The organism is Prescottella equi, from assembly GCF_020171745.1.
Classification (GTDB): domain Bacteria; phylum Actinomycetota; class Actinomycetes; order Mycobacteriales; family Mycobacteriaceae; genus Prescottella; species Prescottella equi_A.
This window is the reverse complement of the sequence record NZ_JAIVAH010000012.1, coordinates 164,161-186,320: the sequence shown is the minus strand read 5'-3', so window position 1 is coordinate 186,320 and position 22,160 is coordinate 164,161. Positions and strand designations below refer to the sequence as shown.

Below are 22,160 nucleotides of genomic sequence, written 5' to 3'. Positions count from 1 at the left end.
TGGAAACGGTAGCGTGCCCGGCATGGCCCGACACATCGAGCATTCCGCGCAATACCCCCGTCCCGTCGCGACGCTGCACGCCGCGCTCACCGACGAGGGCTACTGGCAGGCCCGGTTGAAGGAGGTCGGAGGCCCCGGCGCGACGTTCGAGAGCCTGACCGTCGGCGACGGCACCATCGACGTCGTGCTGAAGCAGTCGGTGCCGGCGGAGCACCTGCCGTCCGTGGTGACCTCGATCCGGCCGGGTGACCTGATCATCCGGCGCACCGAATCGTGGGGTCCGCTACAGGGCGATCGCGCGCAGGGCGCGTTCTCGGCGGAGGTCGAGGGCGCCCCCGGCCAGCTGCGCGGCACCATGACGCTCAGCGCCGACGGCACCGGATCCGAGCTGGTCATGAACGGTGACGTCGAGGTGAAGATCCCGCTGATCGGCGGCAAGATCGAGTCCGTCATCGCCGGCCAGGTGCTGGAACTGCTCGACGCCGAGGAGGACTTCACCGGGCAGTGGGTGGCGCAGGCCGGGTAGTCGCTTTCTCCAACCGACGGGCCACCAGCCGGTAATCTGCCGGTCATGGCCCGTCGCATCGACTACTCCGCCAGATTCGAGCATCCCGCCGAGCGTGTGTACGCCGCCCTGCGCGACGCCGACTACTGGGAAGCCCGGATGGAAGAGATGCGCAAGTACAGCGAGAACCACGTCGAATCGCTCGAGGTGACCGCCGACGGGATCGATTTGGTGTTGCACCACGTGCTGCCGCGCAAGGATCTGCCCGACATCGCGCAGACCGTGATGAAGAAGGACCTGATCATCACCCGCAAGGAGCGGTACACCGCGTTCGGCGAGCCGGTGACCGGCACGTACGAGGCCTCGATTCCGGGCGGCCCGGGCAGCCTGACCGGGACGATGGAACTGTTCACCACCGACACCGGGTGCACGCTGCGCACGACGTCGGAGGCGAAGGTGTTCATCCCGTTCGTCGGCGGCAAGATCGAGCAGCTCATGCTGGTGAATCTGGTCGACCTGTTCCGCACGGAGGCCGAGGTCACCGCGTCCTGGCTCGCGCAGCAGTAGCCGGCGTGCGCGAAGGAAAACCCGTCGGCGTCATCACCCGCGGCACCACAGGAATCAATCGGTTGCGTCGCAGCGACCGCTGGCTCGTCCACAGTCCGGTCGTCACCCGCATGCTGCGTGACGCCCCGGATCCGCTGGTCGTGGACCTCGGTTACGGCGCGATGCCGGTCACCACGCTGGAGATGGCCGCGCGACTGCGGACCGTGCGCGCCGACATCCGCGTCGTCGGGCTCGAGATCGATCCGGCGCGGGTGGTCGAGGGCCGCGACGGGGTCACCTTCGCGCGCGGCGGCTTCGAACTCGCCGGGCTGCGCCCGACCCTGATCCGGGCGTTCAACGTGCTGCGGCAGTACCCCGAGGACGCCGTCGACGACGCGTGGGGACGGCTCCGCAGCGGGCTCGCGCCGGGCGGACTGATCGTCGACGGCACGTGCGACGAACTCGGCCGGCGCTGCGCGTGGGTGCTCCTCGACCGGGACGGCCCGCGCTCGCTGACCCTGGCCTGGGATCCGTTCGACGTCGACCGCCCCAGCGACATCGCCGAGCGCCTGCCCAAGGCCCTGATCCACCGCAACGTCGCCGGCGAGCGGATCCACGACCTGCTCGCCACCGCCGACCGGGCGTGGGCCACCGCCGCCGGGCTGGCACCGTTCGGCCCGCGCGTCCGGTGGCGGGCAACCCTGAGCCTGCTGTCCGACCTGGGGGTGCCCGTCACCCCGCAGCGGCGGCGGATCCGGGACTGCGTCGTCACCGTGCCGTGGGAGTACGTCGCGCCTGCCGGGTGACGGACGTCTACTGGCACGCCCCCAGCGCGTGCTCGATGCGCTCGGCGACCTGCTGCGGCCGCCCGATGCACTCGGCCCGCAGCTTCTCCGGGTCGATGCGTCCGATCGCGACGCCGTCGCACACCACCTCGTCGAACAGGTCCTGCGCGATGCCGCCGGTCGCGAGGTCGAGGGCGGTGCACAGCGGCGTGGTGATTCCGAACGTACCGACCACCTCGTAGTCCTGGGCGCGCAGCTCGCGGCGGTGCAGCGCGAGGCGGCGGGTGGGCGCGGGCGCGCTGGCCTGCGTCGACAGGTGCACGAAGCTGGGGTGCAGGTGGCCGAGGCCGTGCAGTTCGGCCGCGCTCTGGTGGGAGACGACGGCGGCACCCTCGAACCACGCGCACCACTTGGCGAACTCCTCGAGGTCGCTGCGCGGGAACGAGGCCAGGCGGAACAGATCCCGTTCGATACGCAACCAGGACCCCTCGGCCAGGCGGCCGCCGATGTCCTCCGCAGTGCAGCCGAGGCGCAGCGCCTGCCCGGTCGTGAAATACCCCGCTTGCCGGAGCGCAAGACGACGGAGATCCTCTCCCGTGTCGGGAGCGGGTTCACGTCGCGGATCTGTCCAGCCCGCCATGCAGTTACCCTACTGCGCCACTGTGGGCCGGATCACAGCTTTTCGGATCGCTCGTGTCCATACCGAGTCCGAAGCCGTGGCCCTTTCACAGAAACCGTTCAGAGTCTTCCGGAAGAATCACTGTCATGTCGGCACCAGTGAACGCACCCCAGATGCCCACGCCCCCGAAACCCAAGCGGCGCAAGGCGGTCACGATCTCGCTCATCGTGGTCGCGGCCCTCGTGGTCGCGTTGATCGGCGGCGAGCTGTTCCTCCGTCAGCGCGCGACCAGCTGCATGGAGTCGCAGTTCGAGAGCCAGCTCGGCTCCCCCGTCGACGTCAGCCTCAGCTGGAAGCCGGTGCTGCTCCAGATGACCGGCAAGAACGTTCCGTACGTGGAGATCGACAGCAAGGGCTCGGCGTTCGGTCCCGCGCAGGGCATGGAGGTGCACGCCCGCGCCAACGACATCCGCGTCACCGACTCCGCCGACAGCAGCGGCACCATCGGCAGCTCGTCCGCCGACGTCAGCTGGTCCACCGACGGCATCCTCGCGACGCTGCAGGCACAGCCACTGGGCGGGATGATCAGCGCGGTGACCGCCGACCCCGCGGCCGGCACCCTGAAGATCTCGGTGGGCGGCTTCGCGGACATGACGGTGCACCCGACGGTGCAGGACGGCAAGATCGACGTCCAGACCGTGAGCGCCGCGATCCTCGGGCTGGGGCTGCCGACCGCGCTGGTCGACGGCATCGTCCAGACCCTCACCGACGGCTTGCAGCAGTACCCGCTCGGCATGGAGCCGACGTCGCTGACCGTGACGGACAGCGGCATCGACGCGAACCTGCAGGGCGGTCAGTACGTGATGCCGGCGGCCGACCCCAACGCGCAGAGTGGCTGCAGCCTGATCTGACGCTGGGTCAGGACTGGTCGGGCAGCCCGTCGAGCACGGTGCGGGTGCCCGACAGTCCCAGCCTGGTGGCGCCGGCATCGATCATCGCGAGCGCGGCGTCCGCGGTCCGGATGCCGCCGCTCGCCTTGACGCCGAGCCGTCCGCCGACGGTTTCCGCCATGAGCCGCACCGCGTGGGCACTCGCGCCGCCCGCCGGATGGAAACCGGTGGAGGTCTTGACGAAGTTCGCGCCCGCCTGTTCGGCGGCCCGGCACGTCTCGACGATCGCGTCGTCGCTCAGCGCGGCCGACTCGATGATCACCTTGAGCACCGGGTCCGGGCCGATCGCCTCACGGACCGCGAGGACGTCCGCGAGCACCGCGTTGTATTCGCCGGCCACGGCGGCGCCCACGTCGATCACCATGTCGATCTCGGTCGCGCCCTGTTCGACGGCCAGCCGCGCCTCGGCCGCCTTCACGACCGAGTGATGCTTGCCCGACGGGAAGCCGACGACCGTCGCGAGCACCAGGTCGCCGAGGTCCGCCGCGCGCATCGGCAGCATCGACGGCGACACGCACACCGCGAGGACACCCAGGTCGCGGGCCTCCGCGACGAGCGCTCGCGCGTCGGCGTCCGACGCCTCCGGTTTGAGCAGGGTGTGGTCGACCATCCCGGCGACGCGGGTGCGGTTGCGCGCTGTCTCGGACATGCCTCGAAGCTTGGCACAGCTCGCTAGCATCGGTGCCATGGCAGGCCCACACGCCGAGGAGGTCGCCGCGACGTTCGACGCGGCCGCCGTCGACTTCGATCGGGTCGCGCCGGAGGTGTGGAATCCGGCCGGTCAGGCGCTCGCGTTCCAGGCGGATCTGCGGCCGGGCGACGCCGTCCTCGACGTCGGTAGCGGCACCGGGGCGTCGGCGCTGCCGGCCGCGGCGGCGGTGGGGCCGACCGGGCTGGTGCACGCGATCGACCTGTCCGACGAGATGCTCGAGCGGGGCCGGGTGAAGGCGTCGGACCGGGCGCTGCTCAACATCGAGTTCGTGTGCGCCGACGCCACCACGTGGGAGCCGCCGAGCACGGTCCCCGACGCCGGGTACGACGCGCTGCTCAGTTCGTACGCCGTGTTCTTCCTGCCCGAGATGGACGCGGCGTTCACCCGCCTGGTCCGCCTGGTGCGACGCGGCGGCACCGTCGGGGTCACGTCGTGGCGCGACACCGCGCTGCGTGAGTTCGCCGCCGCCTTCCTCGCCGCGCTCGGGCCGCACAAGCCCGAACCGCTGCCCGACCGAACGCACGAGATGGCGCCGGCGCAGCGGCTCGACTCCCCCGAGAAGCTGCGCGGGTGGCTCGCCGACGCCGGGACCGAGCACGTCGAGGTGCACGAGCTGTCGAACCTGATCCCGGCGACCGAGGAGTTCTGCTGGAGCTTTGTTATCGGCAGCGGCCTGCGGGGCACACTGACCGGTCTGTCCCCCGACATGGTCGCGCAGGTGCGCCGCGATTTCCTGACGCAGATCACCGACCGCGGGCTGCACACCGTCGACGCGACGACCCTCGTCGGCACGGCGAAGGTTGTCGGCTTTCCGTGACCTGACAGACTGGGGCGCATGAGTTCGACTGCCTCGACCGACGACCGTCGTTACGTCCTGTCTCTGGGTTGCCCCGACCGCACCGGCATCGTGGCCCGCATTTCCGCGTTCCTCGCCGAGATCGGCGGCTGGATCGTCGAGGCCGCGTACCACGCCGACGCCGACACCGGCTGGTTCTTCACCCGGCAGGCGGTGCGGGCGTCGTCGATCAGCCTGAGCCTCGACGAGATGCGCGAGAAGTTCGCGGCCGTCGCCGAGGAACTCGGCCCCGAGACCGAGTGGACGCTCACCGACACCGGCGAGCGCAAGCGCGTCGTGCTGCTGGTCAGCAAGGAAGGCCACTGCCTGCACGACATCCTCGGCCGCGTCGCCGCGGGCGAGTTGCAGTGCGAGATCGCCGCCGTGATCGGCAACCATCCGGACCTCGAGCGCGTCACCAAGCGGCACGGCGTCGACTTCCACTACGTGTCGTTCCCCAAGGACCCGGCCGAGCGCGGCCCGGCGTTCGAGCAGGTCCGCAAGCTCGTCGACGTGCACGACCCGCACGCCGTGGTGCTGGCCCGGTTCATGCAGGTACTGCCGGCCGAGCTGTGCGATCACTGGGCCGGACGCGCGATCAACATCCACCACAGCTTCCTGCCGTCGTTCGTCGGCGCCCGCCCCTACCACCAGGCATTCACGCGCGGCGTGAAGCTGATCGGCGCCACGTGCCACTACGTGACCGCCGAACTCGACGCGGGCCCGATCATCGAGCAGGACGTCATACGAGTCGACCACACCGATCAGGTGTCGGACATGGTCCGGCAGGGACGGGACATCGAGAAGCTGGTGCTGGCCCGCGGCCTGCGGTGGCACCTGGAGGATCGCGTCCAGGTGCACGGCCGCAAGACCGTCGTCTTCAGCTGACGGGCCTCAGTTCCGGCTGCGCAGCCGGTCGACCTCGGCGTTGAAGTCGGCGACGGCCTCGACCGACGTCATGTGACCGATCCCGCGGAGCACGACCAACCGCTCGAGGTGCTCGGCGTCGTCGAGGATCTGCGCGACCCGGCGGGCGTGCGACGGCGGGGTGAGCCGGTCCGCGGTGCCCACCATGACGGTGGTCGGCACCGTCAGGTTCTGCAGTCCGTCCTTGATGTCGAGGGTGCTCAGCGCGGCGCCCCACCCGCCGCGGGTGCGGGGATGGCACTCGCTGACGATGCGCTCGCAGAACGCCACCTCGGCCGGCGTCGAACCGGGTGCCAGGGCCACGTACTTGATGGCCCGGGCGGTCATCGGCGACGACGGCATCGGCATCGCCGACCCGAGGACGGCCCGGGCGACCGGCACGGGCACCCGCGGGGACCGTTGCGGCAGCGGGATGACCGTGGTCTCGGCGACGAGGCTGTCGGTGCCGGTGCTCGCCAGCAGCACCGAATCCGCGTACCGCTCCACCTCCTCGGGATACTTGCCCGCCCACGCGACGATGCTCATGCCGCCCATGCTGTGCCCGACGATCTCCGCCTTCTTCCCGTCCCGCACCGTCGCGGCGAGGACGGCGGACAGGTCGTCGGCCAGGACGTCGGGGCTCAGCGGGGTGGCCCCGATGCCGCTGCGGCCGTGCCCGCGCTGGTCGTAGGTGATGACGCGGTACTTCTCGGCGAGCGCGTTGACCTGCGGGTTCCAGAAGTCGGCCGAGCAGGTCCAGCCGTGGCTGAACACGATCGGATCGGCGTCGGGCGACCCGTAGGCGCGCACGTGCAGTTCGGCGCCGTCGGCGCTGACGACGGGGATGATCTCGGGCTCGAGGCGCGGGGTCGCGAACAGTTCGGCCTCGGTGTCCGGCCCGACGCGGCCGCCGTCACCGGATTCGGTGCTGCGCGATCGGGCCGCGACAGCGACACCCGCCAGCGCACCGAGTCCCGCGACCCCGAGCACCGTCCACAGCTTCCTGTGCGACTTCCGTACAGCCACTTCCACTCCCCTTTTGTTCCAGCTTGCAGTTCGCTAGCCTGCGCGCGAGTCCGTCTCGGGCGCAATCTGTTCGAGCTGGCTCGCGGCCTTCGCGAGCGCCTTCGAGATCTGTTCCTCCATCGCCTCGGCGAACAACGCGTGCACCGCGTCGTACGCGAGCGGGCGCACCTGGTTCACCAGGGCCGCCACTTCCGAGACCTTCGCCTCGTCGAGGTCGAGCGTGCCGCCCTCGGGGGCGAGATAGCGTGCCGACACCAGTTCGACGAAGCGTCCGGCGACGTCACCGAGATCGCGCCGCACCGCCTCGGTCTGTTCCAGGATGTCCGCCAACGGGATTCCGGCGTCGACGAGAACCTGCGCGGCCTCCATCAGGCGGGGGTTGGCGACCGAGTACTCCTGGCCGGCCTTGGCGAGCACCCCCAGCTGGGTGCCCAGCGCGATGTTCTCCTCGGTGGTCTGGTCGCCGAACATGCGGCGCAGCTCCGACAGCGTGAGCTTGGCCGCGCGGCGGTACTTCTTCCACCGTCCGCCCGGATCATCCGTCTCGAGGACGTCGCGCACCTGCAGTCCGTACTGGGCGGCAGTGAGCAGCTCGCTGATGGTGGCGAAGGTGTAGCCGCGGTCGAGCATCCGGCCGATGAGGTTGAGGCGCGCCAGGTGCGATTCGTTGTACCAGCCCGCGCGGCCTTCCTTGCGCGGCGGCGGCAGCAGGCCCCGATCCTGGTAGACCCGAACGTTCCGCACGCTCATGCCGGCCTCGCGCGCGAGGTCGTCGATGCGGTACTCCGTCATGTTCCGCCTTCCCCGTAGGAACCGCGACGACGTCGGCGGTTCCGGCGAGGTCGACGGTGGGGGAAATTCTATCGCGGTGAGTGTGGGCACTAGATGACGTGCGCCCGGCGCAGGAGCACCTTCGACGGGCCTCCGATCAGCCCGCATTCGGCGAGGAACTCGACGGTCTTGCGGGATCCTTCACGGATCATCTCGTGGTAGTGGACGTTGCTGCGCGCGGCCCTCTTGGCTTCCTCGACGTCGAGTCCGGCGGCGGAGTACACCTGCTCGTTCACCAGGCACGTGACGATGAAGTACGCCGTCGCCCCGAGCACCAGACGCTGGTACGCCAGCTTGGGGCGCGACAGGGACTTGACCCGTCGCACCGTCTCCTCGCGCGCGAACTTGATGTGCCGGGCCTCCTCGAGCACGTGGATCTTGCTCACCGTGCGGGTGATGGGCTGGACGCGCGCGTCCTTCATGAAGTCGCGCTGCATCATGTCGAGGATCTCCTCGGCGAACAGCGTGCCGCCGTACGCGAGCGACCCTGACGCGGTCGACTTGAACAGCCGGGCCGCGTTGAGGATCCACCGCTTGGGCCGGTACGACGGAATGCCGAAGCGCTGCGCCGAGCGGGCGAACATCGTGGAGTGCCGGCATTCGTCGGCGATCTCGGTGAGCGCGAACTGGACGTGTGGCGAGGCCGGGTCCTGTGCGTAGATGTCGCGCAGGAGCATCTGCATGAGGATCATCTCGAACCAGATGCCGGTGCCGGCGACACTCGCGGCCTCGTGCTTGGTGAGCGTGATCCGCTGTTCCTCGGTCATCCGCTCCCACAGTTCGGTGCCGTACAGGCTGCACCATTCCGGGGTCATGCCGTAGCGATCGGACGGGATGGGCGCCGCCCAGTCGACCTCGACCAGCGGGTCGTACGACTTGCGGGCGGCGGAGGCGAGCAGACGCGCGGCGGTGTCCTGCCGATCCCCCACCCGCATGTGACGGGAGGGGGAAACCTCGACGGCCTCGCGATGAGTGATCGACATCGTCAACTCCTGCTCGACTGGTGTTCACGCAGGTCATGCCCAATTTCGGGCCTATGTCGACGATAACATCGTCACAATGAGCATTGTCAAGGTTTATCTGTAACTGTTCGTAAACAGTTGGGCCGGGGCGCCTAGCGGCGGTCGGTTACCAGCGCGGACCGCGCTGAATGTCGTCGACGCGCGGACGAACGTCGACGAGGTACACGCAGATCGCCACCACCGCGATGATGCCGAGCATGTGCACCGCGCCGAAGAGGAACACCACCAGCAGCGAGGCGATGAGGATGCCGAGCCAGATCGGCTTGCTCAGCTTGTCCACGGCCGTGAACGCGTCCTTGCGCTGCCGCGCCGCGTGGAAGATCGCGAAGACCGCGCCGGCCAGTGCAAGCAATTGCAGCGCGAAGAGGATCAGTCCGGTGACGCCGTGAATGTTGAACACGTTTCCATCCTACGAATCCGGCGGAGATGCGCGCAGGCCCCCGCGCAACGAATTGCGCGGGGGCCGATCCCCGATGGTGATACGCGATCGTTTCCGATCAGTTGGTGGCCTTCTTGGCGGGCGCCTTCTTGGCCGGGGCCTTCTTGGCAGCCGAGGCCGGAGTGGCCTTTGCCGCGGGAGCCTTGGCGGGGGCGGCCTTCTTGGCGGGCGTCGCCGGCTTCGCGGCGGGAGCCTTCGGGGCGGCGGCCTCGACGCGCTCGGCGGCCGCCTCGGAGGTGGCCTCCGCCCGCTCGCCGGCGTCGACGACACGGCTGGCAACCGAGTCGCCGGTCTCCGACAGACGGTTGGCGACGTTGTCACTGGTCTCGGACAGCACCACGGCGGCCTCGTCGGCGACGTCGCTGATGCGTCCGGCGGCGCGGCCCGCGAGCTTGGCGGCCTGCTCGCCGAGCTCACGCGTCTGACGCGCCACGGTGCCCAGAGCCTCCTCGGTGAGCTCCACGGCATCGCCGAAGGCGGCCTCGGCGCGACCCAGCTGCTCCTCGACGGCCGGCTGCTTGCGGATGCGCTCGACGGCCTCCTCGCCGCGCTCGGCGAGAGCGACGTACAGGTCGGACGCGACCTTCAGGTACGCCTCGGCAACCTTGCGCAGCTCTTCCGCGGTGAAGCGCTCGCGCAGCTCGGCGAGCTCCTCGGGCAGCTCGGACGGCAGCGCGGCGAGACGCTCGCGGAGCTGCTCGACGCCCTCCGACACCTCGGTGGGCAGGTTGGCCCAGCGCTCGCGGGCCTCGTCGAGGCGGTCGGACATGTCGGTGTTGGTGTTCTCGGCGCGGGCGCGCACCTGGGACACGACGTCCGCGACGGCCTGGACCACCAGGTCACCGGTGCCGACGGCGGCAAAGAACGGGGTCTTGATGTTGTCGACGATCTTCGGATCAGTCATTCTCGGATCTCCTGTCGAGGTGGATCTGCGATCTCGTGCTCTTCTTCGTCCGAGGAGTCGGCCTGATCGGCGGATTCGGACTGGTGCGGGTCGTTCTCACGACAGAACGACTCGTAGATCTCGAGAAGCACCTGCTTCTGCCGTTCGGTGATGGCACCGTCGGCCAGCAGAGCGTCCCGGACCGGGCTGTGCGGGCGTTGTTCGAGAATCCCGGCCTGCACGTACAGGACCTCGGACGACACCCGCAGACCCTTCGCGATCTGAGCGAGGACGTCGGCGGACGGCTTGCGCAGCCCACGTTCGATCTGACTCAGATAGGGATTGCTGACGCCGGCGAGTTGTGCGAGCTGCCGCATCGAAACCTGCGCGGCCTCACGCTGTGAACGGATGAAGCTGCCGATGTCCTGGGCGGCGTTACTGACCGCCCGGGCGGCACTGCTCATGTCGTCGGGCTCGTCGACCATCAGTACTCCCTGTTCTGTACGCGAAACCCACGGTAGAACAGGGTGCTAACAATTGCAAGCACTTTGCTAGCAGTTGCTAGCACGAACGGAAACCACGCAGATCAGCCGAACATGAGCTGCGAAATCGTGTAGATCGCGAGGCCCGCGAGGGCGCCGACGACGGTGCCGTTGATCCGGATGAACTGCAGATCCCGGCCCACCTGGAGTTCGATCTTGCGGCTCGCCTCCTCGGCGTCCCAGCGCTGGACGGTCTCGGTGATGACGGCGGTGATCTCGTCGGTGTAGTTCTCCGCGACGTATCGGGTGCCGGAGAGCAGCCAGCCGTCCACCTTGGCGCGCATCTGGTCGTCGTCGCGCAGCCGCTCACCGAACGCCACGACGTTCTCGGCGACCTTGCGGCGCAGCGTGCTGTCGGGGTCGTCGACCGACTCCATGATGAGGCGCTTGGCGACGCGCCACGTGGCGGAGGCGAGGCCGGTGATCTCCTCGCGGCCCATGATCTCGGCCTTGATCGACTCGGCCTTCGCGATGGTCGCGGGATCGTTCTGCAGGTCGTCGGCGAAGTCGATCAGGAAGCGGTTGGCGGCGAGGCGCACCTCGTGCTCGGGGTTCGAGCGCACCTTCCACGTGAACTCGACGAGTTCGCGGTAGATCTTCTCGCCGAGCATCGAGTCGACGAACTTGGGCGACCACGACGGCGAGTCCCGGCTGATGATCCGGTCGATGGTCTCCTGGGAGTTCAGGGCCCACTGGTGCGCCCGCTCGGCGAGCAGGTCCAGCAGCGGCATCTGCCGGTTCTCGCGCAGCAGTTCGGCCAGCACCTTGCCGATCGGCGGGCCCCAATCCGGTTCGGCGATCCGCCGGACGATGGTGTTGTCGATGATCGCGGTGACGTCGTCGTCGTTGAGGACCTCGACTACGCCGCGCAGCAGCGTCGCGGTCTCCGCGGCCACCCGCTGCGCGTGGGCGGGCTCGGCCATCCACGTCCCGACGCGCAGTGGGATCTGTGCGTTCTCGACCTTCGCGGACACGACGTCGGGGGCGAGGAAGTTGTCGCCGACGAAGCTCGAGAGGCTCTCGCCGAGCTGGTCCTTCTTCCGCTTGATGATCGCGGTGTGCGGAATCTTCAGGCCGAGGGGGTGCCGGAACAGCGCCGTCACCGCGAACCAGTCGGCCAGCGCGCCCACCATGCCCGCCTCCGACGCGGCCCGCACGTAGCCGACCCACGCACCGGCGCCGCGGGACTCCTGCCAGCGGCAGAACAGGTAGACGACGGTCGCGAACACCAGGAACCCGGTCGCGATCATCTTCATCTTCCGCAGGTCGCGACGCTTCTCCGGATCGTCGAAGACGCCCGCGAACGACGACGGCGACGGCGGTTGCGCCGGTCGCGGCCGGGGGCGGTCGGGCGACTGAGCTGACTGGACAGGCTGCACATCGACATTGTGCCCAAATACCGGGCCCGACTGCCGAGATAGAGATCACCTCGAGGGCACCGGCCCATTAAGCTGGCCTTCTGGTTCAACCTCGAACGGATGTGGCGAAACGTAGTGCCGAAGCAAAGCGCAGATCTTGAGCAGACAACCGAAGAAAGCCGTCCCGAGACCGGGAAGCCCGACGGGCGCAAGCGGCGCTGGCGCGAGCACAAGATCGCGCGCCGCGAGGAACTCGTCGACGGCACGATCGCGGCCATCCGTGCGCGGGGTCGCGACATCGGCATGGACGACATTGCGTCGGAGATCGGCGTCTCCAAGACGGTGCTGTACCGCTACTTCACCGACAAGAACGACCTCACGAGCGCGACGATGATGCGCTACGTCGAGACGATCCTGGCGCCCCGGATGTACGCCGTGATCGGCGAGGACCTCGACGAATACGACCTGACGCGGGTCGCGATCTCTGCGTACGTCGAGACGGTCGCGGCCGATCCGGACGTGTACCTCTACGTGATGGCCAACAGCGCGGGGCCGAACCGGGACGTCGTGGCCGATTCGGAGCGGATGATCGCGGAGTTGCTCGCGACCGTGCTCGGCGAGCGGCTGCGGGGCATGGGGATGGACTCGGGCGGTTCGGTGCCGTGGGCGTACGGCGTCGTCGGCGCGGTGCAGCTCGCAACGCACTGGTGGATCTCGAACAAGTCGATGTCGACGGACGACCTGATCGACTACCTCGTGATGATGACGTGGGGCGGCATCTCCGGGATCGCGGCGTCGAGCGGTTCGCCGGCGCGGTTCAAGTCGGTTCCGCACCCGTTGCTGGAGAAGGCCACCGAGTCCGACGAGCCGACCGCAGACGCCTGACCCCTCTTGTGTTACCGGCGGTAACAGGTATCGTGGCGGTGTGACTCACTTCACCGACGACGCCGACGGGCACGAACACGACGAGCCCGACGGCTACCGCGGGCCGGCCCACGTGGTCGTCGGGCAGCAACCCGCGGTGATCGTCGACGTCGAACTGTCGGGCAACTTCGAGCCGATCAGCGGCCGGTTCGTGTGGCGCGGCCGTGTCCGCGAGTTGACGCAGGCCCTCGGCGAGGACGCCGCGCCCGCGGGCACGGAACTGACCATCACCACGCCCGACGGCAGCGGCACCGCCCGCGTCGGCGGGCTGGATCTGTGGGGCAGCCACATGGTCGACGGACTCACCCGGCCGCCGTTTCCTGTCATGGAGGACACCGAGGGACTGCTCTAGTGTGACGTGTGGCACCTCGCCACAGAGCACACCTTGCAGCACTTCCTCGTCGCTTCTCGCATCCGGAGGTCTAGTTGGCCGACAAGGTTCCCACGTCCCGCCTCGTCCGCGGATCGAAGCTCGGGCAGGTCGCGGCGGGTCGCGTGATCCGCAACGCCGGCACCCGTGTGTCGATGATCGGGCGCTCCGAGGAGGTGCGCGCCCGGATCGCGGAGAACTCGGTGCTCGCGGCCGCCGACCAGCTCGTGACCGTGCTGGGCAGCATGAAGGGCGTCGCGATGAAGCTCGGCCAGATGCTCTCGATCCTCGATCTCGACCTGGTGCCGGAGGCTCATCGCGAGGAGTTCCAGCGCAAGCTCGCCGCGCTGCGGGACCAGGCGCCCACGGCGTCGTTCGAGACCATGCGCCGCGTGATCGAGGCCGACTACGGCCGTCCGATCTCCGAGGTGTTCGCAGAGTTCGGTTCCGAGCCCGTCGCGGCGGCGTCCATCGGTCAGGTGTACCGCGCCCGGCTGCACGACGGCCGGGACGTCGCGGTCAAGGTGCAGTACCCGGGGATCGATGCCGCGATCCGCGCCGACATGAAGAACCTGACGATGTTCCTCAAGGTGTGGAAGTCGACGGTCCCGACGCTGTCGACGCCCGGGCTGCTCAACGAGTTGCGGCTCAACTTCGAGGGCGAGCTGGACTACGAGCGCGAGGCGCGCACCCAGCATCAGATCGCCGGGCTGTACGCGGGCCATCCGTTCATCGCGGTTCCGGACAGCATCCCGGAGCTGAGCACCCGCCGGGTGCTGGTGAGCGAGTTCTTCGAGGGCACCCCGTTCACCAGCATCTGCGCGCTGCCCCAGGACGAGCGAAACCGCATCGGCGAGATCATCTTCCGCTTCTACATCGGGTCGCTGTACCGGTATCACGAGTTCTGCGGCGACCCGCATCCCGGCAACGTGCTGCTCGGCGCCGACGGCCGGGTCGCGTTCGTCGACTTCGGTCTCTTCAACAGCATGGACGCCGAGCACGTCGAGTTCGAGAAGATGTGCCTGCGCGCCGCAACCGAGGGCCGCAAGGACGACCTGTACGCGCTGCTGGTGCGCCGCGGCGTCATCGCGGCCGACGCCGACGTCACGCCCGACGAATGCCTCGAGTACGTGTACGCCGCGGCCGAGTGGAACCTGGTGGACGAGGAGATCGCGATCACCCCGGAGATGGCGAGCACCGGCTTCCTGCTGGCGATCGACCCGCGGGCGTCGGAGTTCTCGGGCATGAAGAGTCAGAACCTGCCGCCCGAGCACCTGTTCTCGCGTCGGGCCGACTTCCTCACCTTCGGCGTCCTGGGGCAGCTCGACGCGAGCGCCAACTGGCACCGCATCGGCCGCGAGTGGGTGTACGGCGACGCCCCGACGACGGAACTCGGAGTGGCCGAGGACCGCTGGCGTTCGGACCGCTGAATCACCCCTCGGCGGCAACTGTTGTGGCACAGTTCAGTCCATGCCTGCGGACGCGAGCGACCTGTGGACCACCCCCGCCGTCGAAGCGCTGCGCGCGGGGCCGCACACGAAGGTCGCGAAGATCGACCCCAAGGCGACACCGGGTTTCACCGGAAACAAGGCCGACGGCGAGCGACTGCTCGAGGAACGCGGCGCGGTGCTGTCGTCGTTGCAGGAGATGATGTACGCCAACGGGCGTTCGGGCGACAAGCGTTCGGTACTGCTGATCCTGCAGGGCATGGACACCGCGGGGAAGGGCGGGATGGTCCGGCACGTCATCGGACACGTCGACCCGCAGGGTGTCGACCACGCCGCGTTCGGGGTGCCCACTCCCGAGGAGAAGCGTCACCACTATCTGTGGCGGATCAACAAGGCGCTCCCCCGCGGTGGCCAGCTGGGGGTGTTCGACCGCTCGCACTACGAGGACGTACTCGTCGTCCGGGTCCACAACCTCGTCCCGCCCGAGGTGTGGGGCGGACGCTACGAGGAGATCAACCAGTTCGAGCGCGAACTCGTCCACAACGGCACCACCATCGTGAAGGTCGCGATGTTCGTGTCGCTGGACGAGCAGAAGGCGCGTCTGGCCGAGCGCCTCGAGCGACGCGACAAGTTCTGGAAATACAACCCGGGGGACGTCACCGAGCGGAAGCTGTGGCCGCAGTACCAGGAGGCCTACCAGGCGATGCTCGACAAGACGTCGACGGACCACGCGCCGTGGTACGTGGTCCCGTGTGATCGCAAGTGGTACAGCCGAATTGCCGTCACCGAGCTGTTGATCGACGCGCTCCGCCGACTCGACCTGGACTGGCCCCCGGCCGAGTTCGACATCGAGGTCGAGAAGGAGCGACTCGCGCGGTCCTGAGTCGCGCGGCCGACGTCAGAGCATGTGCGGCGTGCTGTGGTGCACCTTGTGATCGTGATGGGTGACGCCACCGAATATCGCGGCCGAACCCGAGAGTGCGGCCAGTGACACCAGTCCGGCGATCACGGCCCATCCGGCGAAGCCGCCGCCCGCGGCGACCAGGAACAGTCCGAGTGTGGCGATACCCGTCAGGGCCAGTCCGTACCCGGCCCAACCAGCGAAGTCGTTGAGAGTCATTCGCTGTCCCTCCTCCGTGTCGGCGTAGAGGTCCGTGCTTCGACGCTACGCCGCACCGACGTGGTGCGCGAGAAACCGACCGGTCGACGGCGCTCCCGAACCGACCCACCACCCGCGCGATCGCGTCCGCGGGAGGCCGGTTCGGGAGCGGGGTCGTCCGTCAGAAGGTGGACGCGTCGATCACGAAGCGGTAGCGCACGTCGCTGGCGACCACGCGGTCGTACGCGTCGTTGATCCGGTCGGCGGGGATCACCTCGATCTCCGCGCCGATGCCGTGCTCGGCGCAGAAGTTCAGCATCTCCTGGGTCTGCGGGATGCCACCGACCAGCGATCCGGCGAGGCTGCGACGGTTCTTGAGCAGCGAGAAGCCGCGGACGCTGATCGGGTTCTCGGGCAGGCCCAGTTCGACGAGGGTGCCGTTGACCGCGAGCAGCGACAGGTAGCGGTCCATGTCGAGGTTCACCGAGACGGTGTTGAGGATCAGGTCGAACTGCCCGCGCAGCGCCTTGAAGGTCTCCTTCTCGGCGGTCGCGTAGTAGTGGTCGGCACCGAAGCGCAGGCCGTCGTCCTTCTTGCTCAGCGTCTGGCTGAGCACGGTCACCTCGGCGCCCATCGCGTGTGCGATCTTGACGCCGACGTGGCCGAGTCCGCCCATGCCGACGATCGCGACCTTCTTGCCGGGGCCGGCGCCCCAGTGCGCGAGCGGCGAGTACAGCGTGATGCCCGCGCACAGCAGCGGCGCCGCGACGTCCAGCGCGAGTCCGTCCGGGATGGACAGCACGAAGTCCTCGTCGACCACGATGTGCGTGGAATACCCACCGGCCGTGATCTTTCCGTCGCGACCCACGGTGTTGTAGGTGTCGACGACACCGTTCTCGCAGTACTGCTCCTCACCGGCCTCGCAGCTGGCGCACGTGCGGCACGAGTCGACGAAGCACCCGACGCCCACACGATCGCCGACCGCGTGCTTCGAGACGTCGGAACCGACCTGCGCGACGATGCCGGCGATCTCGTGGCCCGGAACCACGGGGTACGAGGTACCACCCCACTCGTTGCGCGCGGTGTGGATGTCGGAGTGGCAGATGCCGGCGTACTTGATCTCGATGAGGACGTCGCGCGGGCCGACGTCACGGCGTTCGATGGTGGTCTTCTCGAGGGGTGCGTCGGCGGAGGGCGCCGCGTAGGCGGAGGCGGAGGCGTTGAGCATCCCCCATGCCTACCCGGTACCCGGGAACACACGCAACGCACCCCCTGCAACCTGCACGGACGAATCGGACCGATCCACCCGAAATCGCCCGCACGCGCCATTCGTCCGCCTAGCATCGCCGCAACTGAACACATGTCCACATCTCCGCCCGGATCTTGCTCACCCGACGCGAACCGAGGGATCGAATGGGTAAACACCGTGTCGCGCTCGCCGCCGCGATCGCCGCCTTCTCGCTCGTCGCGCTGCCCACCACGGCAGCAGCGGCGCCACCGCCCACCCCGATCACGGCGCTGCGCGCCGACGGCACCGAGCTGATCGACGGCTACGGCCGCACCGTGCTGCTGCACGGCGTCAACAACGTCGACAAGGATGCGCCGTACCTGCCCGCGGGCCAGACCCTCACGCCACAGGACATCGACATCCTCGTCGGGCACGGCTTCAACACCGTCCGACTCGGCACGTCGTTCGACGCCTTGATGCCCGAGCGTGGACAGATCGACGAGGCGTACCTCGACCGGCTCACCGGCGTGGTCGACGCCCTGACCGCCCGCGGTATCCACGTCCTACTCGACAACCACCAGGACGGGCTCTCGAAACCTTGGGGCGGCAACGGCTTCCCCGCGTGGTCTATCGAGTCCCGGCCGCGGGCGTGGGAGCCGAACCCCGGCTTCCCGCTCTACTACCTGATGCCCAGCCTGAACGCGGGCTGGGACGAGGTGTGGAACAACACGCACGGCGCACTCGACTACCTCGGCACCGCGCTCGGGGCACTCGCGGCGCGGGTCGAGGGCAAGCCTGGTGTGATGGGCATCGAGCTCCTGAACGAGCCGTGGCCCGGGTCGCGGTTCCTGTCCTGCTTCCCGAACGGCTGCCCGGACTTCGACCGCACGTACCAGGCCGCGATGCAGAAGCTGGCAGACGCGGTCCGCGCGCAGAACCCGACGGTCCCGGTGTACTGGGAGCCCAACGTCACGTGGAACCAGATGATGCCGTCGAACCTGTTCAATCCTCCGAAGACACCCTCGCTCACCACCTCTGACGTCGTCTTCGCGCCGCACGACTACTGCATCCCCAGCCAGCTCGCGATCTATCTCGGGCTGCCGCAGGCGCTGCGCTCGCTGTGTGTTCCGCAGCAGGACCTGACGTGGTCCAACATCGATGCACTCACCGAGCGCGCGAACATCCCGACCGTGGTCACCGAGTTCGGCGACGGCGATCCGACGGTGCTGAGGAACACGCTCGCGCGCGCCGACGAACGGTTCATCGGCTGGCAGTACTGGCATTTCGGCGCCGGCAACACCACCGATCCCTTCCTCGGCGACGTGGGACGCCAGCTCGTGCGCACGTATCCGCAGGCCACGGCCGGCGAGCCCGGACGCATGATCTTCGACGCCGAGAACGGCGACTTCGCCTACCGCTACACGCCGCGGGCGTCGACGAAGCCCACCGAGATCTTCGTGTCGGATCTGCACTACCCGGACGGCTACACCGCGCAGGTCGACGGCGGCCAGGTCACGTCGGCGGCGGGCGCCCGGATCGTCACCGTCGTCGCCGACGGCAGCGGCCCGGTCACCGTGAAGATCAACCGTCCGGGCTCGGCGGGCGCCGAGGTGCCGGACGGACCGATCGAGACAAGTTCGTCGGGTAGCTCGGGTAGCTCCGGAAGTTCGGGCAGCTCCGGATCACTCGGCAGCAGCGGATCGCTGAGCAGCTCGGGGTCCTAACACTCCCTGAAACACAGCACACCGGGAGCGGATCCGCAGACGATCCGCTCCCGGTGTGCCGCAAGGGTCGGCGTGCCTACCCCTGCGCGGCACGCCGCCGCAAACGCCGAGCCGCTGCAACGAGGTTGCGCAGCGACGGCTCGAGCTGCCAGTAGTGGCGGGTCTTGAGCCCGCCGTCGGGGTTGGCCCACAGCCGGTCGAGATCCACGGACTCGGCGGCCTCGGTGAGCAGGGCGTCGAGTTCGTCGATGTCCGGGATCCGTGCCGAACGGCTCTCGTACACACCGGGTCCGACGCCGTGCGTGAGCGTCTTCTCCTTGAGGGCCTCGAGCACCCAGCTGATCGACCGGGTCGCGACGATCGCGGTGACGTCGGCGTCGAGTCGCTCGATCGCCTCCACGACCGATCGCTGACCCGAGTAGGTCAGGTGCGTATGGATCTGGGTCGCCGGCTTGGCCCCACCCGTCGCGAGACGGAACGCGTCGACCGCCCAGTCCAGATACTCCTTGCGACCGGTCTCCCTCAGCGGCAACAGTTCCCGGACCGACGGCTCGTCGACCTGGATGATCGCGATGCCGGCGGCCTCGAGGTCCGCGATCTCGTCGCGGATGGCGAGCGCCAACTGGTCGGCGGTCTCGTGCAGCGGCTGATCCTGACGCACGAACGAGCGTGCCAGCATCGTGACCGGGCCGGTGAGCATGCCCTTGACCGGCTTGTCGGTGAGCGACTGCGCGTACGTGATCCACTCGACCGTCATCGGCTTGGGACGACGAATGTCGCCGTAGAGCACCGGCGGGCGGGTGCACCGCGAGCCGTACGCCTGCACCCAGCCGTTGTGGGTGAACGCGTAGCCCTCGAGCAGTTCCGCGAAGTACTGCACCATGTCGTTGCGCTCGTGCTCGCCGTGGACGAACACGTCCAGGCCGATGTCCTCCTGCAACGCGATCGTCTTCGCGATCTCGTCCTGGATCCGCTTGCAGTACTCGTCCCAGTCGAGTCGCCCCTGCCCCAGTTCGTATCGGGCCTGGCGGATCTCGTTCGTCTGCGGGAAGGATCCGAGCGTCGTCGCCGGCACGGGCGGCAGGTTCAGCCGCGCCTGCTGCGCGATCCGGCGCTCCTCGTACGGTGCGCGCACGCGGTCCTCGGGCGTGATCGCGTTGACCCGCGCGCGGACGTCGTGCTTCTGCTTGAAGTGCACCGACGTCGGCTTCTTGCGCCACCGCTCCGACGGCCCCTCGGTGAGGGCTTTGGCGAGCGAGACCACCTCGCCCACCTTCTGTTTCGCGAAGGCGAGCCGGTCCGCGACGTCGCCCGGCATGTCGTACTCCATGAGCACGTCGTACGGGACGTGCAGCAGCGAGCACGTCGTCGAGACGACCAGGTCGGGGGTGACGTCCTTGATCTTGTTGAGATAGGTGAGGGTGTTGAACCGGTCGACGCGCCACACGTTGCGGCCGTCGACGATGCCGGCGTAGATCCGCTTGCGGCGGATACCGGGCACCTTGGCCAGTTCCTCGGCGGTGATGCGCCCGTTGACCAGGTCCAGGCCGAGCGCCTCGACGGGGGTCGCGGCCAGGATCGGCAGCGCCTCCCCGAGCGACCCGTACGGTCCGGTGACGAGGATGCGTGGGCGCAGCGGTGCGTGCGCGAGGTCCTCGTACGCGCGGCCGAGGGCCGCGAGTTCCTCCGGGGTGCGGTCCTCGGTGAAGCACGGCTCGTCCAGCTGGATACAGGTGGCGCCGGCCTTGGCGAGCTGCGCGAACAGCTTCTCGTACTCGGGCAGCAGCCGGTCGAGCAGATCGAGTGTCGCGAAACCCTCCTGCGTGGACCCCGGCGCGATCTTCGACAGCAACAGCAGCGACAGCGGACCGAGGACCACCGGACGCAGTTCGATGCCGCGGGCCTTGGCGCGTTCGAACTCGTCGAGCAGTGTCTCCGAATGCAGTTCGAACGTCGTGGTCTCCGACAGCTCGGGCTGACGGTAGTAGTAGTTGGTGCCGAAGAAGCGCACCAGCTCGAGCGGCGGGAAGTCGGGCCGGCCGCGAGCCATCGTGAAGTAGAAGTCGAGCGGATCGAGTTCGCTCTCGAGCGGCGTGAACCGTTCGGGGACAGCGCCGAACAACAGTGCGTTGTCGAGCACGTGGTCGTAGTACGAGAAGGTGTTGCCGGGAACCTGGGTCAACCCGGTGGCGGCCAACTCGTTCCACGTCTGCTCCTGCAGTTCGTGTGCGACGGAGACGAGTTCGGACTTGGAGCCGGTGCCGTGCCAGTAGGCCTCGAGTGCCCGCTTGAGTTCACGACGGGGCCCGATGCGGGGGTATCCGAGGACGCTGGATCCGTACCCGGCGGTGTTTGCGGCGGACATGCGGATCGACCTTTCCCTTCAAGCGCCTCGCGCCCGTGCGCCTTGTCCGCTGCCGAGGGTGCGGAGAAGACACACGGGCGCCGAGGAGCTGGCTGGTGTTGCCGTAAAGTGCTGTCTAGCTAGCCTTCTTGGTAGCACGGCCGTTGTCGGCGTATTCGTAGAAGCCGGCTCCCGACTTCTTGCCGACGAGCCCTGCCTCGACCATCCGCAGCAGCAGTGGCGGGGCCGAGTACAGCGGCTCCTTGAACTCCTCGTACATCGAGTCGGCGATCGACTTGACGGTGTCAAGTCCCACCAGATCGGTCAGCGCGAGCGGACCCATCGGGTGCGCACATCCGAGCACCATCGCCTTGTCGACGTCTTCCTTGGTGGCGAAACCCGACTCCACCATGCGGATCGCGGAGAGCAGGTACGGCACGAGCAGGGCATTGACGACGAAACCGGACCGGTCCGCCGACCGCACGACCTGCTTGCCCAGCACTTCACTCGCGAAGGCCTCCGCTCGCGCCGACACCGCGGGGCTGGTCTTGAGCGTGGTGACCAGTTCCACGAGCGGGAGGACGGGCACCGGGTTGAAGAAGTGCATGCCGATCACGCGCTCCGGCGCCTTGGTCGCAATGCCCAGCTTCATGATCGGGATCGAGGACGTGTTCGATGCGAGCACCGCGTCCGGATCCGTCACGATCGAATCGAGTTCGGTGAAGATCTCGCTCTTGATCTTCTCGTCCTCGACGACGGCCTCCACTACGAGCTGCCGGTCGGCGAAGTCGCCGAGATCGGAGGTGAAGCGCAACCGCCAGGCTGCCTGCTCCCGCTCGCGTTCGGTGATCTTGCCACTGCTCACGCCGCGATCGAGCGAGCGGAGGATGCGCGAACGCCCCGCCGCCGCAAGTTCGCGGGTCTGCTCGAACACCAGCACGTCGACGTGCGCGCGGGCGCACACCTCGGCGATTCCGGAACCCATGATGCCGGCGCCGATCACGCCGACGCGCTGAATCTTTTCGCTGGTCACGTCAGCTCCTTTTCGAAGTGGAGGTCGGGTT

24 protein-coding genes are annotated in these 22,160 nt (G+C 68.5%); 11 read left to right on the top strand and 13 right to left on the bottom strand.

The features are described from left to right. Positions 1-22: 22 nt before the first annotated feature. The 3 genes from LCL87_RS09615 to LCL87_RS09605 are packed head-to-tail and all read left to right on the top strand — an operon-like array spanning position 23 to position 1,857. On the top strand, positions 23-526 hold the full coding sequence (locus LCL87_RS09615; protein ID WP_225019037.1) for a DUF2505 domain-containing protein: 504 nt from the start codon (positions 23-25) through the stop codon (positions 524-526). A gap of 45 nt (positions 527-571) precedes the next feature. Continuing rightward, complete coding sequence (locus tag LCL87_RS09610; protein WP_225019035.1) at positions 572-1,072, top strand: DUF2505 domain-containing protein; 501 nt, start codon at positions 572-574, stop codon at positions 1,070-1,072. 5 nt (positions 1,073-1,077) lie between these two features. Next, entirely contained in the window at positions 1,078-1,857 is a 780-nt protein-coding gene (locus LCL87_RS09605; RefSeq protein ID WP_225019033.1) for an O-methyltransferase, read from the top strand. A 7-nt stretch (positions 1,858-1,864) separates the two neighbouring features. Here LCL87_RS09605 and LCL87_RS09600 read toward each other — a convergent pair whose 3' ends face one another. Then, positions 1,865-2,476, bottom strand: coding sequence for a type IV toxin-antitoxin system AbiEi family antitoxin domain-containing protein (locus tag LCL87_RS09600; RefSeq protein WP_225019031.1), 612 nt, complete (start codon positions 2,474-2,476; stop codon positions 1,865-1,867). Positions 2,477-2,628: 152 nt separating this feature from the next. Here LCL87_RS09600 and LCL87_RS09595 point away from each other — a divergent pair, with 152 nt between their 5' ends. Beyond that, on the top strand, positions 2,629-3,366 hold the full coding sequence (locus tag LCL87_RS09595; RefSeq protein ID WP_225019261.1) for an LmeA family phospholipid-binding protein: 738 nt from the start codon (positions 2,629-2,631) through the stop codon (positions 3,364-3,366). Positions 3,367-3,373: 7 nt separating this feature from the next. Here the strand turns inward: LCL87_RS09595 and deoC are convergent, their stop codons facing one another. Beyond that, positions 3,374-4,054, bottom strand: coding sequence for a deoxyribose-phosphate aldolase (gene deoC, locus LCL87_RS09590; protein ID WP_225019029.1), 681 nt, complete (start codon positions 4,052-4,054; stop codon positions 3,374-3,376). A gap of 37 nt (positions 4,055-4,091) precedes the next feature. Here deoC and LCL87_RS09585 point away from each other — a divergent pair, with 37 nt between their 5' ends. Further along, positions 4,092-4,934, top strand: a complete 843-nt coding sequence (locus tag LCL87_RS09585; protein WP_225019027.1) for a class I SAM-dependent methyltransferase — start codon at positions 4,092-4,094, stop codon at positions 4,932-4,934. A gap of 18 nt (positions 4,935-4,952) precedes the next feature. Next, positions 4,953-5,840, top strand: coding sequence for a formyltetrahydrofolate deformylase (gene purU, locus LCL87_RS09580; RefSeq protein WP_225019024.1), 888 nt, complete (start codon positions 4,953-4,955; stop codon positions 5,838-5,840). Positions 5,841-5,846: 6 nt separating this feature from the next. Here the strand turns inward: purU and LCL87_RS09575 are convergent, their stop codons facing one another. The 7 genes from LCL87_RS09575 to LCL87_RS09545 all read right to left on the bottom strand — a co-directional run bounded on the left by LCL87_RS09575 (position 5,847) and on the right by LCL87_RS09545 (position 11,857). Beyond that, positions 5,847-6,890, bottom strand: coding sequence for an alpha/beta fold hydrolase (locus tag LCL87_RS09575; RefSeq protein WP_225019023.1), 1,044 nt, complete (start codon positions 6,888-6,890; stop codon positions 5,847-5,849). A gap of 27 nt (positions 6,891-6,917) precedes the next feature. After that, positions 6,918-7,676 carry a MerR family transcriptional regulator gene (locus LCL87_RS09570; protein WP_225019021.1) on the bottom strand — a complete coding sequence of 253 codons (759 nt, stop codon included), beginning with the start codon at positions 7,674-7,676 and terminating at the stop codon, positions 6,918-6,920. Between the two features lie 89 nt (positions 7,677-7,765). Then, positions 7,766-8,698 (bottom strand): AurF N-oxygenase family protein, encoded by a 933-nt coding sequence (locus LCL87_RS09565; RefSeq protein ID WP_225019019.1) that lies wholly within the window; start codon positions 8,696-8,698, stop codon positions 7,766-7,768. Between the two features lie 145 nt (positions 8,699-8,843). After that, a complete protein-coding gene (locus LCL87_RS09560; protein ID WP_005518016.1) occupies positions 8,844-9,137 on the bottom strand; it encodes a DUF2516 family protein in 294 nt (97 codons plus the stop codon). Between the two features lie 97 nt (positions 9,138-9,234). Then, positions 9,235-10,080: a heparin-binding hemagglutinin gene (locus LCL87_RS09555; RefSeq protein WP_225019017.1), complete on the bottom strand. Its 846-nt coding sequence runs from the start codon at positions 10,078-10,080 to the stop codon at positions 9,235-9,237. Then, a complete protein-coding gene (locus LCL87_RS09550; protein ID WP_225019014.1) occupies positions 10,077-10,544 on the bottom strand; it encodes a helix-turn-helix domain-containing protein in 468 nt (155 codons plus the stop codon). Before LCL87_RS09550 ends, LCL87_RS09555 begins: the two co-directional genes overlap by 4 nt. Positions 10,545-10,645: 101 nt before the next feature. After that, positions 10,646-11,857 (bottom strand): DUF445 domain-containing protein, encoded by a 1,212-nt coding sequence (locus LCL87_RS09545; protein ID WP_225019259.1) that lies wholly within the window; start codon positions 11,855-11,857, stop codon positions 10,646-10,648. 222 nt (positions 11,858-12,079) lie between these two features. Here LCL87_RS09545 and LCL87_RS09540 point away from each other — a divergent pair, with 222 nt between their 5' ends. The 4 genes from LCL87_RS09540 (at position 12,080) to LCL87_RS09525 (ending at position 15,584) form a co-directional block, all read left to right on the top strand. Continuing rightward, complete coding sequence (locus tag LCL87_RS09540) at positions 12,080-12,844, top strand: TetR/AcrR family transcriptional regulator (protein ID WP_225019012.1); 765 nt, start codon at positions 12,080-12,082, stop codon at positions 12,842-12,844. A 40-nt stretch (positions 12,845-12,884) separates the two neighbouring features. After that, positions 12,885-13,235 carry a DUF4873 domain-containing protein gene (locus LCL87_RS09535; protein ID WP_225019010.1) on the top strand — a complete coding sequence of 117 codons (351 nt, stop codon included), beginning with the start codon at positions 12,885-12,887 and terminating at the stop codon, positions 13,233-13,235. 74 nt (positions 13,236-13,309) lie between these two features. Further along, complete coding sequence (locus LCL87_RS09530; RefSeq protein ID WP_225019009.1) at positions 13,310-14,683, top strand: ABC1 kinase family protein; 1,374 nt, start codon at positions 13,310-13,312, stop codon at positions 14,681-14,683. Positions 14,684-14,723: 40 nt separating this feature from the next. Next, on the top strand, positions 14,724-15,584 hold the full coding sequence (locus tag LCL87_RS09525; RefSeq protein ID WP_225019007.1) for a polyphosphate kinase 2 family protein: 861 nt from the start codon (positions 14,724-14,726) through the stop codon (positions 15,582-15,584). A gap of 15 nt (positions 15,585-15,599) precedes the next feature. Here LCL87_RS09525 and LCL87_RS09520 read toward each other — a convergent pair whose 3' ends face one another. Then, positions 15,600-15,821: a hypothetical protein gene (locus tag LCL87_RS09520; protein ID WP_225019005.1), complete on the bottom strand. Its 222-nt coding sequence runs from the start codon at positions 15,819-15,821 to the stop codon at positions 15,600-15,602. 160 nt (positions 15,822-15,981) lie between these two features. Next, positions 15,982-17,028, bottom strand: a complete 1,047-nt coding sequence (locus LCL87_RS09515; protein WP_225019003.1) for an NAD(P)-dependent alcohol dehydrogenase — start codon at positions 17,026-17,028, stop codon at positions 15,982-15,984. A 185-nt stretch (positions 17,029-17,213) separates the two neighbouring features. Here LCL87_RS09515 and LCL87_RS09510 point away from each other — a divergent pair, with 185 nt between their 5' ends. Continuing rightward, complete coding sequence (locus tag LCL87_RS09510) at positions 17,214-18,752, top strand: endoglycoceramidase I (RefSeq protein WP_225019001.1); 1,539 nt, start codon at positions 17,214-17,216, stop codon at positions 18,750-18,752. Between the two features lie 76 nt (positions 18,753-18,828). Here LCL87_RS09510 and metE read toward each other — a convergent pair whose 3' ends face one another. Next, positions 18,829-21,117 carry a 5-methyltetrahydropteroyltriglutamate--homocysteine S-methyltransferase gene (metE, locus tag LCL87_RS09505; RefSeq protein WP_225018999.1) on the bottom strand — a complete coding sequence of 763 codons (2,289 nt, stop codon included), beginning with the start codon at positions 21,115-21,117 and terminating at the stop codon, positions 18,829-18,831. Positions 21,118-21,232: 115 nt separating this feature from the next. Further along, positions 21,233-22,129: a 3-hydroxybutyryl-CoA dehydrogenase gene (locus LCL87_RS09500; protein ID WP_225018997.1), complete on the bottom strand. Its 897-nt coding sequence runs from the start codon at positions 22,127-22,129 to the stop codon at positions 21,233-21,235. Positions 22,130-22,160: the final 31 nt, after the last annotated feature.

What these genes read in the sequence shown, in the direction of transcription:
- LCL87_RS09515 (WP_225019003.1), bottom strand. Translation starts at nt 17,028, where the DNA reads ATGCTCAACGCCTCCGCCTCCGCCTACGCGGCGCCCTCCGCCGACGCA.
- LCL87_RS09545 (WP_225019259.1), bottom strand. Translation starts at nt 11,857, where the DNA reads ATGAAGATGATCGCGACCGGGTTCCTGGTGTTCGCGACCGTCGTCTAC.
- LCL87_RS09550 (WP_225019014.1), bottom strand. Translation starts at nt 10,544, where the DNA reads ATGGTCGACGAGCCCGACGACATGAGCAGTGCCGCCCGGGCGGTCAGT.
- LCL87_RS09610 (WP_225019035.1), top strand. Translation starts at nt 572, where the DNA reads ATGGCCCGTCGCATCGACTACTCCGCCAGATTCGAGCATCCCGCCGAG.
- LCL87_RS09600 (WP_225019031.1), bottom strand. Translation starts at nt 2,476, where the DNA reads ATGGCGGGCTGGACAGATCCGCGACGTGAACCCGCTCCCGACACGGGA.
- LCL87_RS09565 (WP_225019019.1), bottom strand. Translation starts at nt 8,698, where the DNA reads ATGTCGATCACTCATCGCGAGGCCGTCGAGGTTTCCCCCTCCCGTCAC.
- metE (WP_225018999.1), bottom strand. Translation starts at nt 21,117, where the DNA reads ATGTCCGCCGCAAACACCGCCGGGTACGGATCCAGCGTCCTCGGATAC.
- LCL87_RS09570 (WP_225019021.1), bottom strand. Translation starts at nt 7,676, where the DNA reads ATGACGGAGTACCGCATCGACGACCTCGCGCGCGAGGCCGGCATGAGC.
- LCL87_RS09585 (WP_225019027.1), top strand. Translation starts at nt 4,092, where the DNA reads ATGGCAGGCCCACACGCCGAGGAGGTCGCCGCGACGTTCGACGCGGCC.
- LCL87_RS09615 (WP_225019037.1), top strand. Translation starts at nt 23, where the DNA reads ATGGCCCGACACATCGAGCATTCCGCGCAATACCCCCGTCCCGTCGCG.
- deoC (WP_225019029.1), bottom strand. Translation starts at nt 4,054, where the DNA reads ATGTCCGAGACAGCGCGCAACCGCACCCGCGTCGCCGGGATGGTCGAC.
- LCL87_RS09595 (WP_225019261.1), top strand. Translation starts at nt 2,629, where the DNA reads ATGCCCACGCCCCCGAAACCCAAGCGGCGCAAGGCGGTCACGATCTCG.
- purU (WP_225019024.1), top strand. Translation starts at nt 4,953, where the DNA reads ATGAGTTCGACTGCCTCGACCGACGACCGTCGTTACGTCCTGTCTCTG.
- LCL87_RS09520 (WP_225019005.1), bottom strand. Translation starts at nt 15,821, where the DNA reads ATGACTCTCAACGACTTCGCTGGTTGGGCCGGGTACGGACTGGCCCTG.
- LCL87_RS09540 (WP_225019012.1), top strand. Translation starts at nt 12,080, where the DNA reads ATGTGGCGAAACGTAGTGCCGAAGCAAAGCGCAGATCTTGAGCAGACA.
- LCL87_RS09510 (WP_225019001.1), top strand. Translation starts at nt 17,214, where the DNA reads ATGGGTAAACACCGTGTCGCGCTCGCCGCCGCGATCGCCGCCTTCTCG.
- LCL87_RS09555 (WP_225019017.1), bottom strand. Translation starts at nt 10,080, where the DNA reads ATGACTGATCCGAAGATCGTCGACAACATCAAGACCCCGTTCTTTGCC.
- LCL87_RS09525 (WP_225019007.1), top strand. Translation starts at nt 14,724, where the DNA reads ATGCCTGCGGACGCGAGCGACCTGTGGACCACCCCCGCCGTCGAAGCG.